Below are 18628 nucleotides of genomic sequence, written 5' to 3'. Positions count from 1 at the left end.
GGAAGGCTAGCGAATGAACTCACAAAAAATAAGATGCAGGATGCTAATTTTAATAGCATTTTTATCCTTTTGGTTGTCACCAGCAGTATTGGCCTCGTGTTATTTTTCTGATGGTGGAGGAAATCCAGCGGAGGTGAATTTTACCATTCCTCAATTGATTGTGAATAGTGATGCACCGCCAGGAACTATTATTTACACGGCAGAAGCCACAAGCGCTTCGATTGCGGTGACATGTGATGCCGACGGCGATATTTATCAAGGATACAATAATGGTTTAATGCCAGATGATGCCAGACCGGACAATCCGCTTAAAGGTGTTTATGCAACGAATATTCCGGGGATTGGTTTTCGCGCTGCCTGGGCGAATAATACTAACGCAACATTAAATGAGGGGGCATTAATTAGCCTCTGGCATATGGGCAGTTCAAAAGTACGTAAATCAGATGGTTACTATCCCATAAAGCTTCATGCCATTATTCAGTTTGTGGTAACCGGTACCGTTTATTCTGGCGGTGGCGTTGTGCATACCCCACAGTTTTATGCAGACTGGAAATATGACAATCTGGTGATGGGGAAACTGCGTTTTTCCGATATAAGCGTTTTTGTACAATCACAAACCTGCGAGCTAACAGAAAAAAATATTACGGTGCCATTAAATGATATTACCGCTGGGGAGTTTACGAATAATGTCTCAAAAGTCGTTTCGGACGATCGTTTTAAAATCCAGTTAAATAATTGTGATGCCGGGATTCAAGTTGACTATCAGTTTACTTCTGCAGGCTCAACCGGTGTGACGGACGGCACTATTTTGAATATTGCTAATGGTGACAATGCCGCCAGCGGGGTGGGTATTCAAATTCTGGATAGCCACGATAATGTTCTTCGGTTTGATCAAAACTACACGGCGGTTGCGCAGACTACGCAGGATCAGTCTGTCACGATTCCGCTGAAAGCGCGTTATGCCAAAACCGGAACTGTGAAGGGAGGGCAGGTCAGCGCAGTGGCAACCTTTGAAGTGTATTATCGCTAAAGCCAGCCTCTGCTTGCCCTGAAACCGGGGGTTTTCTTTGACTCAACATTCCAGCTTATTTTATTAACCCTTTATTTTCATCTGGTTATTTCTTGAGCCCTTAGTTTTGGTAGGGGGCTGTATTGCTTGCTATCGCATCAAATTTTGGCCTATTATTCCCATCGTTATAATAATAATTCTCGTTTACGTTATCATTCACTTTCATCAGAGAAACACCAATGGCGCGTTTTAAAACTGCTAAGCCAAACTCATCGCTGCGTAAAATCGCAGTCGTGGTAGCCACAGCGGTTAGCGGCATGTCTGTCTATGCACAGGCGGCGGTTCAACCGAAAGAAGAAACCATCACTGTCACCGCAGCACCTGCCGTACAAGAAAGCGCATGGGGCCCCGCGGCGACGATTGCTGCTCGTCAGTCAGCGACGGCGACCAAAACCGACACACCGATTCAAAAAGTTCCTCAGTCTATTTCAGTGGTCACCGCCGAAGAGATGGCGTTGCATCAGCCGAAATCAGTTAAAGAGGCGCTCAGCTACACACCTGGTGTGGCAGTGGGTACTCGTGGCGCATCGAATACGTATGATTACCTGATCATCCGTGGCTTCGCTGCTGATGGCCAAAGTCAGAATAACTATCTGAATGGCCTGAAAATGCAGGGCAATTTCTACAATGATGCCGTGATCGACCCGTATATGTTGGAGCGTGCCGAAGTGATGCGCGGTCCGGTTTCCGTTCTCTACGGAAAAAGTAACCCAGGCGGTTTGTTGAACATGGTCAGCAAACGCCCGACCACAGAGCCGTTGAAAGAAATTCAGTTCAAGATGGGCACTGACAGCCTGTTCCAGACCGGTTTTGATTTCAGCGATGCGCTGGATGATGACAGCGTATACTCTTACCGCTTAACTGGCCTGGCGCGTTCCGCGAATGCCCAGCAACAGGGCGCAGAAGAACAACGCTATGCCATCGCGCCATCTTTCTCATGGCGTCCGGACGATAAGACAAACTTCACCTTCCTTTCCTACTTCCAGAACGAGCCGGAAACCGGTTATTACGGTTGGTTGCCGAAAGAAGGGACGGTGACTGAGCTGCCGAACGGCAAGCGTCTGCCTACCGATTTCAACGAAGGTGCGAACAACAATACCTATTCTCGTAACGAGAAGATGGTGGGCTACAGCTTCGACCACGAATTTAACGACACCTTTACCGTGCGTCAGAACCTGCGTTACGCGCAAAATAAAGTCTCGCAGAACAGCGTGTATGGCTACGGTATGTGCTCCGATCCACTCTATACCAAGGATCCGGCTAACAGTCCTTGCGCCAGCGTTCCTCAGGCCGACTGGAATCACACGCTGACTCGTCAGTATGTTATCGACAATGAGAAATTGCAGAACTTCTCCGTCGATACCCAGTTGCAAAGCAAGTTCGCGACTGCTGATGTGGATCACACGCTGCTGACCGGCGTTGACTTTATGCGTATGCGTAATGATATCAACTCCTGGTTTGGCTATGCGGGTTCTGTTGCGCCGTCCGATATCTATAACCTCGACCGTAGCGACTTCGATTTTGGCTCACACCCAGGCCCTTCAGGTCCTTACAAAGTGATGAACAAACAGAAGCAGACCGGCTTGTATGTCCAGGATCAGGCGCAATGGGATAAGGTGTTGGTTACTCTGGGCGGCCGTTACGACTGGGCTAAACAGGACTCTCTGAACCGTGTTTCTGGCGTAACGGATTCCCGCGATGATAAGCAATTCACCTGGCGCGGTGGGGTTAACTATCTGTTCGACAACGGCGTAACCCCGTATTTCAGCTACAGCGAGTCGTTTGAACCGGCTTCCCAGACGGGGGCAAGCGGTAATATCTTTGCGCCGTCCAAAGGTAAGCAGTACGAAGCTGGCGTGAAGTACGTGCCGAACGATCGTCCAATCGTGATCACCGGTGCTGTCTATCAGTTGACCAAAACCAACAATCTGATGGCCGATCCAAACGGATCGTTCTGGTCAGTGGAAGGCGGTGAAATTCGTTCTCGCGGAGTGGAAATTGAAGCGAAAGCGGCGCTGTCTGCCAGTGTTAACGTTGTCGGCTCTTATACCTATACCGATGCGGAATACACCACCGACACCAACTACAAAGGCAATACGCCTGCGCAGGTGCCAAAACACATGGCATCGCTGTGGGGCGATTATACCCTTTATGACGGCGTGCTTTCCGGGCTGACGCTGGGTACGGGCGTTCGTTATACTGGCTCCAGCTATGGCGATCCGGCAAACTCCTTTAAAGTAGGGAGCTACACGCTGGTGGATGCGTTAGTTCGTTATGATCTGGCTCGTGTCGGCATGGTGGGCTCCAACGTGGCGTTGCATGTGAACAACCTGTTTGACCGCGAATACGTCGCCAGCTGCTTCAATACCTATGGCTGCTTCTGGGGCGCAGAACGTCAGGTCGTTGCAACCGCAACCTTCCGTTTCTAATTTCTTTTGGGCACGCTTTGCGTGCCCGTTTTACAAGTTGGCTGCTATGCAGGAAAACAGATCCCATCCCGACACCACCTTTGCGTTGCGTAATGTCTCCTTTCGTGTGCCTGGCCGCACGCTTTTGCATCCTCTCTCTTTAACTTTTCCTGTGGGGAAAGTGACTGGCCTTATCGGCCACAACGGTTCCGGAAAATCGACGTTATTGAAAATGCTGGGGCGCCATCAGCCGCCGTCGGAAGGTGAAATCCTGCTCAACGAACAGCCGCTGGAGAACTGGAGCAGTAAAGCGTTTGCCCGTAAGGTCGCCTATCTGCCGCAACAGCTGCCGCAAGCGGAAGGAATGACGGTGCGGGAACTGGTGGCGATTGGGCGTTATCCGTGGCACGGGGCACTGGGACGTTTTGGTGTGGCTGACAGAGAGAAAGTAGAAGAAGCTATTTCGCTGGTCGGCTTAAAACCGCTGGCACATCGTCTGGTCGACAGCCTGTCCGGCGGGGAACGCCAGCGGGCGTGGATTGCGATGCTGGTGGCGCAGGACACCCGCTGCCTGCTGCTTGATGAACCGACTTCCGCGCTGGATATTGCCCATCAGGTTGATGTGCTTGCGCTGGTGCATCGCTTAAGTCAGCAGCGCGGGCTGACGGTGATTGCCGTACTGCATGATATCAACATGGCGGCTCGCTACTGCGATTATCTGGTGGCGCTGCGCGGTGGTGAAATGATTGCCCAGGGGGCGTCTGCTGAGCTGATGCGCAGTGAAACTCTGGAACAGATTTATGGTATCCCGATGGGCATTTTGCCACATCCGGCTGGTGCCGCACCCGTGAGTTTTGTCTATTAATGATTGAATTACATCATATTACCCGTCGGCGGCTGCTTGCGGCGATGGCGCTGTCGCCGCTGCTGTGGCGGATGAATACGGCACACGCTGCAGTGGTTGATACGCAACGCATTGTGGCGCTGGAATGGCTACCGGTAGAACTACTGCTGGCGCTGGGTATTACGCCGTATGGCATCGCGGATATCCCTAACTACAAGCTGTGGGTCAGTGAGCCCCCGTTGCCAGACTCGGTGATTGACGTTGGGCTACGCACGGAACCCAATCTCGAACTGCTGACCGAAATGAAACCCTCATTTCTGCTGTGGTCGGCAGGCTATGGTCCTTCTCCCGAAAAGCTGGCGCGAATTGCGCCTGGCCGGGGATTTAACTTCAGTGACGGTAAAAAGCCGCTGGCCGTTGCGCGACGATCGCTGCAGGAAATGGCGCAATTGTTCAATCTGCAAGCCTCTGCTGAACGCCATCTGACCGAGTACGATCGTTTTATCGCCAGCCTGAAACCGCGCTTTATTCAACGTGGTGCGCGTCCCGTGCTGCTGACATCCTTGCTTGATTCGCGACATATGCTGGTGTTTGGTCCGAACAGTCTGTTCCAGGACGTGCTGGACGAATATGCGATCCCCAACGCCTGGCAGGGCGAGACAAACTTTTGGGGCAGTACTGCCGTGAGTATTGACCGTCTGGCAGCCTTTCAGGATGCCGATGTTTTGTGCTTTGACCACGGCAACGATCAAGAGATGGCTGTGCTGATGTCTACGCCGTTGTGGCAAGCAATGCCGTTTGTCCGCAGCGGACGTTTTCAGCGTGTACCTGCCGTCTGGTTCTATGGCGCCACACTCTCGGCGATGCATTTTGCCCGCATTCTGGATAATGCGCTGGGAGGCAAAGCGTGAGTAAACGAATTGCGCTTTTCCCGCCCCTTCTGCTGGCGATTCTGTTTGTGGCTGCCTGCTGGTTGACCTGGGTGAGTTTTTCCGTTGCGTTGCCGCGCAGCCAGTGGCAGCAGGCTATCTGGTCACCAAACATCAATCTCATTGAGCAGATGGTTTTCCACTACAGTCTGCTGCCGAGGCTGGCGATTTCGCTGCTGGTCGGCGCCGGACTGGGGCTGGTTGGCGTCTTGTTTCAGCAGGTGCTGCGTAACCCGCTGGCAGAGCCAACCACGCTGGGCGTCGCGACCGGTGCGCAATTGGGCATTACCGTCACCACGCTATGGTCGATTCCTGGTGCCCTGACCACGCAATTTGCGGCGCTGGCGGGAGCATGTGTCGTTGGGGCGCTGGTGTTTGGCGTCGCCTGGGGCAAGCGTCTTTCCCCAGTGACGTTAATCCTTGCCGGGCTGGTGGTCAGCCTGTACTGCGGGGCGATTAACCAGTTGATGGTTATCTTCCATCACGATCAACTGCAAAGCATGTTTTTATGGAGCAGCGGTACGTTAACCCAAACCGACTGGAGCGGCGTACAACGCCTGTGGCCGCAGTTGCTGGGCGGCGTGATGCTGACGCTGCTGTTACTGCGCCCAATGACGCTGATGGGACTGGATGACGGCGTAGCGCGTAACCTCGGTCTGGCGTTATCGCTGGCGCGCCTGGCGGCCTTGTCGCTGGCGATTGTTCTCAGCGCATTGCTGGTTAACGCCGTCGGGATTATCGGTTTTATTGGCCTGTTTGCGCCGCTGCTGGCGAAAATGCTTGGCGCGCGGCGTTTGCTGTCGCGTCTGATGTTGGCTCCGCTGATTGGGGCATTAATCCTCTGGCTCTCTGACCAAATTATTCTGTGGCTGACCCGCGTATGGATGGAAGTTTCCACTGGTTCGGTGACGGCGCTGATTGGCGCGCCATTGTTGCTGTGGCTGTTGCCGCGCCTGAGGAGTATGAGCGCGCCGGATATGAATGCCGGCAACCGTATCGCCGCTGAGCGTCAGAATATACTGATGTTTGCGCTGGCGGGTGGGGCGATATTGCTGCTGACCGTTATTGTGGCGCTCGCGTTTGGCCGTGATGCGCACGGCTGGACATGGGCCAGCGGCGCGATGCTGGATGAACTCATGCCCTGGCGCTGGCCACGTGTTCTGGCAGCGCTGATTGCCGGGGTGATGCTGGCGGTAGCTGGCTGTATTATTCAGCGTCTGACCGGAAACCCAATGGCCAGCCCGGAAGTATTAGGTATTAGCTCCGGGGCGGCATTTGGCGTGGTATTAATGTTATTTCTGGTCCCCGGAAATGCCTTTGGCTGGCTGATGCCGGCCGGGAGCCTCGGGGCGGCAGCCACCTTGCTTATCATTATGATTGCCGCCGGGCGCGGGGGTTTTTCGCCGCACCGCATGTTGCTGGCAGGGATGGCGCTCAGCACGGCGTTTACAATGCTGCTGATGATGCTGCAGGCCAGCGGCGATCCGAGGATGGCGGGGGTGCTAACCTGGATCTCCGGCTCAACCTATAACGCGAGTGGCGAACAGGTGCTGCGCACCGGGATTGTAATGGTTATCCTGCTGGCGATGACGCCACTGTGTCGTCGTTGGCTGACGATATTACCGCTGGGCGGCGATACGGCGCGGGCGGTGGGGATGGCGATCACGCCGTCGCGCGTAGGGTTACTGCTGTTGGCGGCGGGGCTGACGGCAACCGCAACCATGACGATTGGACCGTTGAGTTTTGTCGGGTTAATGGCGCCGCATATTGCTCGTATGATGGGCTTTCGCCGGGCGATGCCGCATATGCTGATTTCGGCGCTGGCGGGCGGCGTGTTGCTGGTCTTTGCTGACTGGTGTGGGCGAATGGTGCTGTTTCCGTATCAGATCCCGGCGGGGTTACTGTCGACGTTTATTGGTGCGCCGTACTTTATCTATCTGCTGAGAAAGCAGAGCCGGTAATGTAAATGCCTCGCCTTTACAGGCGAGGCGAATGGATCACAACTTTGCAAATACCCGACGCGCGGCGTCGATGGTGTTATTGATATCGTCTTCGCTGTGCGCCACGGACATAAAGCCCGCTTCGAAGGCGGACGGCGCCAGATAAACACCTTCATCCAACATCATATGGAAGAAACGCTTGAAGCGTTCAACATCGCACGCCATCACGTCCTGATAGCAGGTCACGGTTTCGGCATCGGTGAAGAAAATCCCGAACATCCCACCCACATGGTTAACCACCAGCGGAATGTTTGCTTCCTCGGCGGCTTCCAGTAGACCTTCCGCCAGACGTGTCGTCAGCTCGTTCAGCGTTTCATGAATACCCGGTTGGGCCACTTCGGTCAGACAGGCAAAACCTGCCGCCATCGCAATCGGGTTACCGGAAAGCGTACCCGCCTGGTAAACTGGTCCGGTCGGTGCCAGTGCGTCCATCACATCGCGACGGCCGCCGAATGCGCCAACGGGCATGCCGCCACCGATGATTTTACCCAGGCAGGTGAGATCCGGCACGACACCGTAATAATCCTGCGCACCGGCCAGCGCTACGCGGAAACCGGTCATCACTTCATCGATAATCAACAGCGCACCGAACTCATCGCACAGTGCACGCAGGCCCGGCAGGAATTCCGGCAGCGGCGGGATACAGTTCATGTTACCTGCGACTGGCTCAACGATGATGCAGGCGATCTCCTGAGGATATTGTTCAAATGCTGCACGTACTGAAACGAGATCGTTATAAGTGCAGGTCAGGGTGTGTTTCGCGAAATCAGCCGGAACGCCTGGAGAATTCGGCTGACCCAGCGTTAACGCGCCGGAACCGGCTTTGACCAGCAGGCAATCGGCATGACCGTGGTAGCAGCCTTCAAATTTGATGATCTTATCGCGGCCGGTGAAACCGCGCGCCAGGCGGATGGCGCTCATTGTCGCTTCCGTACCGGAGTTCACCATACGCACCATGTCCATGGTCGGCACGAGTTCAGTGACCAGCTCCGCCATTTTCACTTCCATCTCGGTTGGTGCGCCGAAGCTTAAACCGCGCTCTGCGGCTTCAATCACCGCATTACGGATTGCCGGATGGTTATGACCCAGTACCATCGGTCCCCAGGATCCGACGTAATCGATATAGGCTTTACCATCGACATCGTACAGATACGCGCCGTCGGCTTTTTCAATAAACAACGGAGTGCCACCCACGCCGGTAAAGGCGCGAACGGGGGAGTTAACACCGCCGGGGATAAGTTCGCGTGCTGCGTTGTAGAGGTTTTCAGACTTACTCATGGATGGGGTCCTGGTTCGTAGAAAAAGTGAATGCGGGCTATTCTAGTTATTCAGCGAAGGTTATGAAAGTTTTACGCATTTGAAACAATGCGATTTGCAGGGGATTTTCGTGAAATGTGCGAGTAGAATGCCGATTTCGTATTTGTATTACCAATTAATGATCATCTGATGAAGACAGACACTCCCTCTTTTGAAGCACAGCAAATTGTGCGTTTACGCCGTAGGGATCAAATCCGTCGACTCCTGGAACGAGACAAAACGCCGTTGGCGATCCTGTTGATGGCAGCGGTAGTTGGTACCGTAACAGGGTTGGTTGGCGTGGCATTTGAGAAAGCGGTGACTTGGGTACAGAATCAACGCATTGGCGCGCTGGTTCAGGTTGCCGACCATGCCGTTCTGGTGTGGCCTCTGGCGTTTATTCTCTCTGCATTGCTGGCGATGGTCGGCTACTTTCTGGTGCGTAAATTTGCCCCGGAAGCGGGCGGCTCAGGGATACCAGAGATTGAAGGCGCGCTGGAAGAGCTGCGGCCTGTGCGCTGGTGGCGCGTACTGCCGGTGAAATTTTTCGGCGGTATGGGTACGCTGGGTGCCGGTATGGTGCTCGGACGTGAAGGGCCGACCGTACAGATTGGCGGTAATATTGGGCGCATGGTGCTGGATATTTTCCGCATGCGCAGCGCTGAGGCGCGGCATACTCTGCTGGCGACCGGCGCGGCTGCGGGGCTTTCGGCGGCGTTTAACGCTCCGCTGGCGGGGATCCTGTTCATTATTGAAGAGATGCGCCCGCAGTTTCGCTATAGCCTTGTGTCGATCAAAGCCGTGTTTACCGGCGTCATCATGTCGAGCATTGTGTTTCGTGTTTTCAACGGCGAGGCCCCGCTCATTGAGGTTGGTAAACTCTCCAATGCGCCAGTGAACACGCTGTGGTTGTATCTGGTCCTGGGGATTATTTTTGGCTGTGTCGGACCGTTGTTCAACACCATGGTGTTGCGGACTCAGGATATGTTCCAGCGTTTCCACGGCGGCGATCTCAAAAAATGGGTGCTGATGGGCGGTGCGATCGGCGGTCTGTGCGGGATCCTTGGCTTAATTACGCCTGAAGCGGCTGGTGGCGGGTTTAACCTGATACCTATCGCTGCGGCAGGGAATTTCAGCGTTGGTTTACTGCTGTTTATCTTTATTGCCCGCGTCATTACCACGTTGCTGTGCTTCTCGTCCGGCGCGCCAGGCGGGATATTTGCCCCGATGTTGGCATTAGGCACGTTACTTGGCACCGCGTTCGGTATGGCAGCAGCGGCCTCGTTTCCCCATTATCATCTGGAGGCCGGAACCTTTGCCATTGCCGGTATGGGGGCATTGTTGGCGGCCTCGGTGCGCGCGCCGTTAACGGGCATTATACTGGTACTGGAAATGACCGATAACTATCAGCTCATTTTGCCAATGATTATTACCTGTCTTGGCGCAACACTATTAGCCCAATTTATGGGCGGGAAGCCGCTATACTCGACAATCCTTGCCCGTACGCTGGCGAAACAGGAAGCGGAGCAGGCGGCAAAAAGCCAGAGTGCCGCCACGGGCGAGAATACTTGAACGAAATACCAGGGTATTAGATAATGGCCCAAAATATTGGGTTGAAATTTACCCAATTGCCGATGTCGTTTGGAGCAAAATATGAGTGATGACGTAGCGCTGCCACTGCAATTTACTGAAGCAGCAGCCAATAAAGTAAAAAGCCTGATCGCTGACGAAGATAACCCGAATCTGAAATTACGCGTGTATATCACTGGCGGTGGTTGTAGCGGTTTCCAGTACGGTTTCACCTTTGACGATCAGGTAAACGATGGTGATATGACCATTGAGAAACAAGGTGTTGGTCTGGTAGTTGACCCAATGAGCCTGCAATATCTGGTGGGCGGCGCGGTTGACTATACCGAAGGTCTGGAAGGTTCCCGCTTCGTTGTGACTAACCCGAATGCGAAAAGCACCTGCGGGTGTGGTTCTTCTTTTAGCATTTAAGTGTGCGAGAATGAAAAAGCCGTGTTAATGACACGGCTTTTTGCTATCTGCTGTTATCATCCAGCGCAAACGTGGGTAATTTCAAATGCCAGCGAATAGCGGCAAGCCGAATTAGCAGGGTGACAACCATTCCCATCATACTGGCGTTTTCCAGCGAAACATTAAAAGTATAAAACGCCGTCGCATGCACGATCCCGCCGATAATACACGCGGTGGCGTAGATTTCGGTGCGCAAAATCATCGGAACTTCACGCGCTAACACGTCGCGAATGATCCCGCCGCCGACGCCGGTAATCACTCCCATACAAATCGCCACTAACGGCCCGGTTCCGGCGAGAAACGCTTTATTTACACCAATACCTACAAACACCGCCAGGCCAACGGCATCGAGTACCGGAAGGATCCACTTAGGTATTCGTCTGGGCTGGCGTACCAGTACGATCGTCAGCATGCTGGTGATCATCGCCACGACCAGATCGGTCGGATCCTTAACCCAAAAAACTGGCCCATTATCCAGCGCCATATCGCGGATTGTACCGCCGCCAACGGCGGTAACCACGCCAAGAACCAGGACACCAAACGGGTCCATACGTAATTTTCCGGCCAGTAATACGCCAGAGATAGCAAATACCGCAGTGCCTACAATATCAAGCCAATAGACGAGCATTGTCGAATCCCCACTGATAGCCCGACAGGCAGGCTCTATTTCACTTGTGAAAGCGCATTACAGAGTTGTTTTGCGGCGAGGATAATACGCGGGCTCGCGCGTTCGAACCAGTCACTATTCAGCGTAATAACGGGAATTTTTAGCTGGTTTCCCCAGTATTGCTCAATTTTCAGAGTTTCGCCCGGACCTCCGGTTGCAACAATTGCCTGAGGGGCGCGTGCCAGGACCTGCTCGCGACTAACCTGTGGCCAGGGAACCCGGCTGCCGGCAAAGATGTTTTCTCCGCCGCATACCTCAAGAACCTCGTGCTGAATGGAGCCTTTTCCACTGGTAAACAGAGGATTTGCGCCAAACTGGAGAAACACCCGTTTTTTGGGTTTGTTGCCATACTGAGATTTTAGTAAAGCATAATCATCAAGCAGGGTTTGCGCCGCCTGTTTGGCCTGCTCAGGTTTAGGGCTCCACGCTGCCAGTTGGCGGAGCGCATCAGCGACTTGCTCAATGGTAACGGCATCCACCCAGATGACCTTAATTCCCAGGGCGGTCAATTGATTCACCTGGCGTTCAGCATTGCCCCCGCGCCAGGCGACGACTAAATCCGGTTTGAGCGCCACAATGCGTTCAAGATTCATGCCTTGCCAGGTTGATACCTCTTCGATATTTTTCGCTTCGGGCGGATAGTTCGAGTAGCTGCTGACGCCTACGGGCGTAATGCCAGCGGCAAAGGCAAGTTCGGTATTGGCAGGAGAAAGCGTCACAACACGCGGCGCGGCGTAAAGGAACGCCGGGAGAGTGAAAAGCAGGGCGACCAGCGCCCTGGAGAATGATTTAGCCATGCGCCAGTTTCTGCACCAGCGTTTCAACCATCAGGCTTGACTGTTTGGCGGCAACCACCAGGAACTCGTCAAAGCTAAGGTGGGACTGCTGATCGGCGACGTCAGAGATGGCGCGAACCACGACAAACGGCACGTTAAAGTTGTGGCAAACGTGCGCAATTGCAGTGGCTTCCATTTCTACGGCAATGGCCTGCGGGAAGTTATGCTGAATTTTTGCCAGACCAACAGAACCGTTAATGAAGGCGTCACCGCTGACGATAAGACCACGAACGGCGTTCAGGTTGAGTTCTGCGATGCAGGATTCCGCCGCAGCGATAAGTGCGGGATCGGCTTTAAAACCTGCCGGGCAACCCGGGAGCTGACCAAATTCATAGCCAAAGGCGGTGACGTCAGCGTCGTGATAACGCGCTTCGTCAGAAACCACAATATCACCAACTTTCAGCGTAGAGGCCAGGCCGCCCGCGGAACCGGTATTAATGATGGCATCTGGTTTGCAGCGTTCGAGCAGTAGCGTTGCGCCCAGCGCCGCAGCCACTTTACCGATACCCGATTTCAGTAGCGCAACCTCAGTACCGTTCAGTTGGCCGGTATAAATTTCACAACCGCCGAGAGCGATGGTCTGACGGTTTTCGATTTTGTCACGCAGCAGCGTAACTTCTTCTTCCATTGCACCAATGATGCCGATTTTCATAGATTTACTCGCGATAAGCCAGATTTGAGGGCATAGTCTATCATGCGCTTAAGGGGTAGCGCATTTCTCAGGCGGGAGAGGATATGGTACAGATCGATTTCCGAAAAAAAATAAACTGGCATCGTCGTTACCGTTCGCCGCAGGGCATGAAGACGGAGCATGAGATCCTGCGTATTTTTGAAAGCGATCGTGGACGTATTATCAACTCTCCTGCTATTCGCCGGCTGCAGCAAAAAACCCAGGTCTTTCCGCTGGAGCGTAATGCCGCGGTGCGCACGCGCCTGACGCACTCGATGGAAGTTCAGCAGGTTGGGCGCTATATCGCGAAAGAGATCCTCAGTCGGCTGAAAGAACTCAAGCTGCTGGAGCAGTATGGCCTGGATGAACTGACGGGGCCGTTTGAGAGTATTGTCGAAATGTCGTGCCTGATGCATGACATCGGGAATCCACCGTTTGGCCATTTTGGTGAAGCGGCGATCAATGACTGGTTCCGCCAGCGACTGTATCCCGCCGACGCGGAAAGTCAGCCCCTTAGCGACGACCGCTGCATGGTTGCGGCGCTACGTTTACGCGAAGGCGAAGAGTCGCTGAATGATATTCGCCGCAAGGTGCGTCAGGATCTCTGTCATTTTGAAGGCAATGCGCAGGGTATTCGTCTGGTGCATACTTTGATGCGAATGAATCTTACCTGGGCGCAGGTTGGCGGTATTTTAAAATATACCCGTCCGGCATGGTGGCGCGGCAGTACACCTGAAACACATAACTATTTAATGAAGAAACCGGGCTATTATCTTTCCGAGGAACCGTATATTGAGCGGTTGCGTAAAGAATTATCATTAGCGCCTTACAGTCGTTTTCCATTAACCTGGATTATGGAAGCTGCCGACGATATCTCTTATTGCGTAGCCGATCTTGAGGATGCCGTTGAGAAAAGAATCTTCAGCGTCGAGCAACTTTATCACCATTTGTATGAGGCGTGGGGACACCATGAAAAGGGTTCCCTGTTTAGTCAGGTTGTTGAGAACGCCTGGGAAAAATCACGTTCAAATACATTAAGCCGCAGCACCGAAGATCAGTTCTTTATGTATTTACGCGTTAATACGCTGAATAAACTGGTGCCGTATGCGGCCCAGCGGTTTATTGATAATTTACCGCAGATTTTTGCGGGTAGCTTTAATCACGCGCTGTTAGAAGATGCGAGTAGCTTCAGTCAGTTGCTGGGTGTCTATAAAAACGTGGCGGTAAAACATGTGTTTAGCCATCCAGACGTTGAGCAACTGGAATTGCAGGGCTACCGAGTCATCAGCGGGTTGCTGGAGATCTATCAGCCTTTATTAAAAATGTCCCAGTCAGATTTTACTGAACTGGTCGACAATGAAAGAGTTAAACGTTTCCCTATCGAATCACGATTATTTCAGAAGTTGTCTACTCGCCATCGTCTTGCTTATGTAGAGGCGGTTAGTAAAATATCAACAGGTTGCGCTGAGTTTTCGGTACTGGAATATTATTATCGCTGCCGGCTGATTCAGGATTATATCAGCGGTATGACAGATTTGTATGCCTGGGATGAATATCGTCGCTTGATGGCCGTAGAACAATAAATACTCATTTGTAAAGACGACCAATAAAATTTTACTTTTTCCTTAAACTCAATTCTGGAACTTAGCGCTATAAAACGACTCTGACGTATACAGCAATTTTGCGTTACCTGTTAATCGAGAACGAAACACATGAAAAAAACCACATTAGCAATGAGTGCACTGGCTCTGAGTTTAGGCTTGGCGTTGTCCCCTCTGTCTGCAACTGCGGCTGAGACGTCGTCTTCAGCAATGACCGCCCAACAGATGCCAAGCCTGGCCCCGATGCTCGAAAAAGTGATGCCATCGGTGGTAAGTATTAACGTCGAGGGGAGCACGACGGTGAATACGCCGCGTATGCCGCGTAATTTCCAGCAGTTCTTTGGTGATAATTCACCGTTCTGTCAGGACGGTTCTCCGTTCCAGAGTTCACCGTTCTGCCAGGGCGGCGCGCCGGGGGCTGACAACGGCGGCGGCCAGCAGCAGAAATTTATGGCGCTGGGTTCCGGCGTAATTATTGATGCCGCGAAAGGATATGTCGTGACTAACAACCACGTGGTGGATAATGCCACGGTGATTAAAGTCCAGTTGAGCGATGGTCGTAAATTTGACGCGAAGATCGTGGGTAAAGATCCACGTTCTGATATCGCGCTGATCCAAATTCAGGATCCGAAAAACCTGACAGCAATTAAGCTGGCAGATTCCGACGCGTTACGCGTGGGGGATTACACCGTGGCGATTGGTAACCCGTTTGGCCTCGGTGAGACCGTGACTTCCGGTATCGTTTCTGCGCTGGGGCGTAGCGGCCTGAACGCGGAGAACTACGAAAACTTTATTCAGACAGATGCCGCGATTAACCGGGGTAACTCCGGTGGTGCGCTGGTCAATTTGAACGGCGAGCTGATCGGCATTAACACCGCGATCCTCGCACCGGACGGCGGTAACATCGGTATCGGTTTTGCGATCCCAAGCAACATGGTGAAAAACCTGACTTCGCAGATGGTTGAGTTTGGCCAGGTTAAACGTGGTGAGCTGGGTATTATGGGGACCGAGCTGAGCTCTGAGCTGGCGAAAGCGATGAAAGTTGACGCTCAGCGCGGCGCATTTGTCAGCCAGGTGATGCCAAACTCTTCGGCAGCGAAAGCAGGTATTAAAGCCGGGGATGTGATTACCTCCCTGAACGGTAAACCTATCAGCAGCTTTGCCGCTCTGCGTGCGCAAGTGGGGACAATGCCGGTAGGCAGCAAAATTAGCCTTGGCCTGCTGCGCGACGGTAAGCCAGTCACCGTGAATCTGGAACTGCAGCAGAGCAGCCAGACTCAGGTTGATTCCAGCTCTATCTTCAAAGGCATTGAAGGTGCTGATATGAGCAACAAAGGTCAGGACAAAGGGGTCGTGGTTAGCGACGTTAAACCGAATAGTCCGGCTGCACAGATCGGCCTGAAGAAAGGTGATGTGATTATCGGTGCGAACCAACAGCCGGTGAAAAACATCGCCGAACTGCGCAAAATCCTCGAGAGCAAACCGGCTGTACTGGCGCTGAACATTCAGCGTGGCGACAGCTCCATCTATCTGTTGATGCAGTAATCTCCCTCAACCCCTTCCTGCACAGGAAGGGGTTCTTTTTGTGATACCTCCCACAACTCCATATTTATCCCTTCTGCTTTGTGCATTTGCACAATGTCGCCGCTTATTATCTTCCCTATGCTTGAGCTCTGCTCACAGGAGGGGTTTATGGCTGGCTGGCATCTTGATACCAAAATGGCACAGGATATCGTGGCGCGAACCATGCGCATTATTGATACCAATATCAACGTAATGGATGCCCGTGGGCGGATCATTGGCAGCGGCGATCGCGAACGTATTGGTGAATTGCACGAAGGTGCGCTGCTGGTGCTTTCGCAGGGTCGGGTGGTGGACATTGACGATGCGGTGGCCCGGCATTTACACGGTGTGCGGCAGGGGATAAACCTGCCGTTGCGTCTTGAAGGCGAAATCGTTGGCGTTATCGGGCTTACCGGCGAACCGGAACATCTGCGCAAGTATGGCGAACTGGTGTGTATGACTGCGGAAATGATGCTGGAGCAGTCGCGTCTGATGCATCTGTTAGCGCAGGATAGTCGCCTGCGTGAAGAACTGGTGATGAACCTGATCCAGGCAGAAGAGAATACCCCAGCGCTGATGGAATGGGCGCAGCGATTAGGCATTGATTTAAACCAGCCGCGTGTGGTGGCTGTGGTGGAGGTCGATAGCGGTCAGCTTGGTGTTGATAGTGCGATGGCGGAGTTACAGCAATTGCAGAGCGCATTGACTACGCCCGAACGTAATAATCTGATTGCGATTGTTTCTTTGACCGAGATGGTGGTGTTGAAACCGGCTCTCAATCAGTTTGGCCGCTGGGACGCTGAGGATCATCGCAAGCGGGTTGAGCAGCTCATTGCTCGCATGAAAGAGAACGGACAGCTGCGTTTTCGCGTGTCGCTGGGCAACTATTTTACCGGGCCTGGCAGTATTGCCCGCTCGTATCGTACGGCGCGCACGACCATGATGGTCGGTAAGCAACGGATGCCGGAAAGCCGTAGCTATTTCTACCAGGATTTAATGCTGCCGGTGCTGCTGGACAGTTTGCGCGGTGGCTGGCAGGCTAACGAGCTGGCGCGTCCGCTGGTACGGCTGAAAGCAATGGATAACAACGGCTTACTGCGTCGCACATTAGCGGCGTGGTTTCGGCATAACGTTCAGCCGCTGGCGACCTCAAAAGCGTTATTTATCCACCGCAATACGCTGGAATATCGCCTGAACCGAATTTCAGAGCTGACCGGGCTGGATTTAGGGAATTTTGACGACCGACTGCTTCTGTATGTCGCGTTACAGTTGGATGAGCAGCATTAATTTCTTGCCTGTTGGCGCTACGCTTATCAGGCAAAATGCCGGGGGCGGCTTCGCCTTACCCGGCATACGAACACATTCACTCGCGGTTATTTACGCGTTAGCTTTTCCAGATCGGCTTCAATTTCGCTGATCTTGTTGGTCACGACGCTTTCCAGATGACGTAAATCATCGAGGATCTTGCGTTTAAGATCGACTTCGCTGCGATCGCGCTGGCAGATCTGATCCAGTTCGTCGATCACATAACGCAGGTTGGGGCTGATCTCCTGCACTTCTTTGTAACCCTGGCCGACGCCATCGGCGACAACCGTTTTACGCTGACGGGGATATTTGAACTTCACGCTCTTGGCAAAAAACTCACCTTTATCCTTCTGGAAATAGATTTTCAGGATATCGTTGTTGGCTTCTTGCCGCAGGCTGTAACGATCGATTTCTTCAGGATTAGTAATGCCCAGACTTTTCAGATTGTCATACATAGCGGTACCCTTAAGCTCACTATAACCATTGAATAATTAACGAAAAGCCTTGTTTATGCCACTCGTAGATGTAAAAAAAGCGGGCTAAGCCCGCTTTTTCAAATCACGGTTAGTCGATGGTGCGTAACAGTTCGTTGATTCCTACTTTGCCACGCGTTTTGGCATCGACTTTCTTCACAATTACCGCGCAGTACAGGCTATATTTGCCATCTTTCGACGGCAGGTTGCCGGAGACAACCACAGAGCCTGCCGGAACGCGGCCATAATGCACTTCGCCGGTTTCGCGATCGTAAATACGGGTGCTTTGACCGATGTACACGCCCATAGAGATAACAGAGCCTTCTTCGACGATCACGCCTTCAACCACTTCAGAGCGCGCGCCGATGAAGCAGTTGTCCTCGATGATGGTCGGGTTAGCCTGTAACGGCTCCAGTACGCCGCCGATGCCAACGCCACCGGACAGGTGAACGTTTTTACCGATTTGCGCGCAGGAACCCACGGTCGCCCAGGTATCAACCATTGTACCTTCATCAACATAAGCGCCGATGTTTACGTAAGAAGGCATCAGTACGGTGTTACGTGCGATAAACGCACCCTGGCGTACGGCTGCTGGCGGAACCACGCGGAAACCCTCTTTCTGGAAGCGTGCTTCATCATAGTTGGCGAATTTCATCGGTACTTTATCGAAGTAACGACTTTCCGCACCCTCGATAACCTGATTATCGTTAATACGGAAAGAGAGCAGGACCGCCTTTTTCAGCCACTGATGCGTGACCCACTGACCCTCAATCTTCTCTGCGACGCGCAGTGCACCGGAATCCAGTAAAGCAATAACCTGATTCACCGCTTCGCGGGTTACGGTATCTACATTTGCCGGAGTAATGTCGGCACGGCGCTCGAAAGCGGACTCAATAACGTTCTGTAACTGCTGCATTGTTAAACTCTTTC

17 protein-coding genes are annotated in these 18628 nt (G+C 53.0%); 11 read left to right on the top strand and 6 right to left on the bottom strand.

From position 1 onward, the window contains the following. Positions 1 to 13: 13 nt before the first annotated feature. The 5 genes from ACU8YC_RS21480 to fhuB all read left to right on the top strand — a co-directional run bounded on the left by ACU8YC_RS21480 (position 14) and on the right by fhuB (position 7211). The gene (locus ACU8YC_RS21480; RefSeq protein WP_278238242.1) at positions 14 to 1030 is read left to right on the top strand and encodes a fimbrial protein; all 1017 of its coding nucleotides are present in this window, start codon (positions 14 to 16) and stop codon (positions 1028 to 1030) included. A 218-nt stretch (positions 1031 to 1248) separates the two neighbouring features. Next, a complete protein-coding gene (gene fhuA / locus ACU8YC_RS21475; RefSeq protein WP_446895713.1) occupies positions 1249 to 3498 on the top strand; it encodes a ferrichrome porin FhuA in 2250 nt (749 codons plus the stop codon). A 46-nt stretch (positions 3499 to 3544) separates the two neighbouring features. After that, complete coding sequence (fhuC, locus tag ACU8YC_RS21470; RefSeq protein WP_446895712.1) at positions 3545 to 4342, top strand: Fe3+-hydroxamate ABC transporter ATP-binding protein FhuC; 798 nt, start codon at positions 3545 to 3547, stop codon at positions 4340 to 4342. Then, a complete protein-coding gene (gene fhuD / locus ACU8YC_RS21465; protein ID WP_151216783.1) occupies positions 4342 to 5232 on the top strand; it encodes a Fe(3+)-hydroxamate ABC transporter substrate-binding protein FhuD in 891 nt (296 codons plus the stop codon). The genes fhuC and fhuD overlap by 1 nt, the downstream gene beginning before the upstream one ends. Beyond that, the gene (gene fhuB, locus ACU8YC_RS21460) at positions 5229 to 7211 is read left to right on the top strand and encodes a Fe(3+)-hydroxamate ABC transporter permease FhuB (protein WP_446895711.1); all 1983 of its coding nucleotides are present in this window, start codon (positions 5229 to 5231) and stop codon (positions 7209 to 7211) included. Before fhuD ends, fhuB begins: the two co-directional genes overlap by 4 nt. A gap of 36 nt (positions 7212 to 7247) precedes the next feature. On the opposite strand, the gene hemL is transcribed toward fhuB, so the two are convergent. Further along, complete coding sequence (gene hemL / locus ACU8YC_RS21455; protein WP_151216785.1) at positions 7248 to 8528, bottom strand: glutamate-1-semialdehyde 2,1-aminomutase; 1281 nt, start codon at positions 8526 to 8528, stop codon at positions 7248 to 7250. Between the two features lie 168 nt (positions 8529 to 8696). Here hemL and clcA point away from each other — a divergent pair, with 168 nt between their 5' ends. From clcA to erpA, 3 genes are read left to right on the top strand one after another with little or no spacing between them, the layout of a single operon-like run. Then, complete coding sequence (gene clcA, locus ACU8YC_RS21450) at positions 8697 to 10118, top strand: H(+)/Cl(-) exchange transporter ClcA (protein ID WP_151224580.1); 1422 nt, start codon at positions 8697 to 8699, stop codon at positions 10116 to 10118. Positions 10119 to 10141: 23 nt separating this feature from the next. Beyond that, on the top strand, positions 10142 to 10207 hold the full coding sequence (gene yadW, locus ACU8YC_RS21445) for a small protein YadW (protein ID WP_122973801.1): 66 nt from the start codon (positions 10142 to 10144) through the stop codon (positions 10205 to 10207). Beyond that, on the top strand, positions 10200 to 10544 hold the full coding sequence (erpA, locus tag ACU8YC_RS21440; RefSeq protein ID WP_003018581.1) for an iron-sulfur cluster insertion protein ErpA: 345 nt from the start codon (positions 10200 to 10202) through the stop codon (positions 10542 to 10544). The genes yadW and erpA overlap by 8 nt, the downstream gene beginning before the upstream one ends. 43 nt (positions 10545 to 10587) lie before the next feature. Here erpA and ACU8YC_RS21435 read toward each other — a convergent pair whose 3' ends face one another. From ACU8YC_RS21435 to mtnN, 3 genes are read right to left on the bottom strand one after another with little or no spacing between them, the layout of a single operon-like run. Further along, the gene (locus ACU8YC_RS21435) at positions 10588 to 11211 is read right to left on the bottom strand and encodes a TRIC cation channel family protein (protein ID WP_151216786.1); all 624 of its coding nucleotides are present in this window, start codon (positions 11209 to 11211) and stop codon (positions 10588 to 10590) included. Between the two features lie 35 nt (positions 11212 to 11246). Continuing rightward, complete coding sequence (gene btuF / locus ACU8YC_RS21430) at positions 11247 to 12047, bottom strand: vitamin B12 ABC transporter substrate-binding protein BtuF (protein WP_151216787.1); 801 nt, start codon at positions 12045 to 12047, stop codon at positions 11247 to 11249. Next, complete coding sequence (mtnN, locus tag ACU8YC_RS21425; RefSeq protein WP_123268747.1) at positions 12040 to 12738, bottom strand: 5'-methylthioadenosine/S-adenosylhomocysteine nucleosidase; 699 nt, start codon at positions 12736 to 12738, stop codon at positions 12040 to 12042. Before mtnN ends, btuF begins: the two co-directional genes overlap by 8 nt. Before the next feature lie 83 nt (positions 12739 to 12821). On the opposite strand from mtnN, the gene dgt reads away from it, so the two are divergent. The 3 genes from dgt to cdaR all read left to right on the top strand — a co-directional run bounded on the left by dgt (position 12822) and on the right by cdaR (position 17207). Then, positions 12822 to 14339 carry a dGTPase gene (gene dgt / locus ACU8YC_RS21420; protein ID WP_446895710.1) on the top strand — a complete coding sequence of 506 codons (1518 nt, stop codon included), beginning with the start codon at positions 12822 to 12824 and terminating at the stop codon, positions 14337 to 14339. A 129-nt stretch (positions 14340 to 14468) separates the two neighbouring features. Further along, positions 14469 to 15902, top strand: coding sequence for a serine endoprotease DegP (degP, locus tag ACU8YC_RS21415; protein WP_187253755.1), 1434 nt, complete (start codon positions 14469 to 14471; stop codon positions 15900 to 15902). Positions 15903 to 16049: 147 nt separating this feature from the next. After that, positions 16050 to 17207: a DNA-binding transcriptional regulator CdaR gene (gene cdaR / locus ACU8YC_RS21410; RefSeq protein WP_151216789.1), complete on the top strand. Its 1158-nt coding sequence runs from the start codon at positions 16050 to 16052 to the stop codon at positions 17205 to 17207. Between the two features lie 86 nt (positions 17208 to 17293). Here the strand turns inward: cdaR and ACU8YC_RS21405 are convergent, their stop codons facing one another. Then, on the bottom strand, positions 17294 to 17680 hold the full coding sequence (locus ACU8YC_RS21405; RefSeq protein WP_003018562.1) for a DUF3461 family protein: 387 nt from the start codon (positions 17678 to 17680) through the stop codon (positions 17294 to 17296). Between the two features lie 109 nt (positions 17681 to 17789). Continuing rightward, positions 17790 to 18614 (bottom strand): 2,3,4,5-tetrahydropyridine-2,6-dicarboxylate N-succinyltransferase, encoded by an 825-nt coding sequence (dapD, locus tag ACU8YC_RS21400; RefSeq protein WP_003837532.1) that lies wholly within the window; start codon positions 18612 to 18614, stop codon positions 17790 to 17792. Between the last annotated feature and the right edge of the window lie 14 nt (positions 18615 to 18628).

The organism is Citrobacter sp. VF227 (assembly GCF_052950715.1).
The sequence above is the reverse complement of the archived record's forward strand: the minus strand, read 5'-3'. Positions and strand labels throughout refer to the sequence as shown.

What these genes read in the sequence shown, in the direction of transcription:
- ACU8YC_RS21480 (WP_278238242.1), top strand. Translation starts at nt 14, where the DNA reads ATGAACTCACAAAAAATAAGATGCAGGATGCTAATTTTAATAGCATTT.
- fhuA (WP_446895713.1), top strand. Translation starts at nt 1,249, where the DNA reads ATGGCGCGTTTTAAAACTGCTAAGCCAAACTCATCGCTGCGTAAAATC.
- fhuC (WP_446895712.1), top strand. Translation starts at nt 3,545, where the DNA reads ATGCAGGAAAACAGATCCCATCCCGACACCACCTTTGCGTTGCGTAAT.
- fhuD (WP_151216783.1), top strand. Translation starts at nt 4,342, where the DNA reads ATGATTGAATTACATCATATTACCCGTCGGCGGCTGCTTGCGGCGATG.
- hemL (WP_151216785.1), bottom strand. Translation starts at nt 8,528, where the DNA reads ATGAGTAAGTCTGAAAACCTCTACAACGCAGCACGCGAACTTATCCCC.
- clcA (WP_151224580.1), top strand. Translation starts at nt 8,697, where the DNA reads ATGAAGACAGACACTCCCTCTTTTGAAGCACAGCAAATTGTGCGTTTA.
- erpA (WP_003018581.1), top strand. Translation starts at nt 10,200, where the DNA reads ATGAGTGATGACGTAGCGCTGCCACTGCAATTTACTGAAGCAGCAGCC.
- ACU8YC_RS21435 (WP_151216786.1), bottom strand. Translation starts at nt 11,211, where the DNA reads ATGCTCGTCTATTGGCTTGATATTGTAGGCACTGCGGTATTTGCTATC.
- btuF (WP_151216787.1), bottom strand. Translation starts at nt 12,047, where the DNA reads ATGGCTAAATCATTCTCCAGGGCGCTGGTCGCCCTGCTTTTCACTCTC.
- mtnN (WP_123268747.1), bottom strand. Translation starts at nt 12,738, where the DNA reads ATGAAAATCGGCATCATTGGTGCAATGGAAGAAGAAGTTACGCTGCTG.
- dgt (WP_446895710.1), top strand. Translation starts at nt 12,822, where the DNA reads ATGGTACAGATCGATTTCCGAAAAAAAATAAACTGGCATCGTCGTTAC.
- degP (WP_187253755.1), top strand. Translation starts at nt 14,469, where the DNA reads ATGAAAAAAACCACATTAGCAATGAGTGCACTGGCTCTGAGTTTAGGC.
- cdaR (WP_151216789.1), top strand. Translation starts at nt 16,050, where the DNA reads ATGGCTGGCTGGCATCTTGATACCAAAATGGCACAGGATATCGTGGCG.
- ACU8YC_RS21405 (WP_003018562.1), bottom strand. Translation starts at nt 17,680, where the DNA reads ATGTATGACAATCTGAAAAGTCTGGGCATTACTAATCCTGAAGAAATC.
- dapD (WP_003837532.1), bottom strand. Translation starts at nt 18,614, where the DNA reads ATGCAGCAGTTACAGAACGTTATTGAGTCCGCTTTCGAGCGCCGTGCC.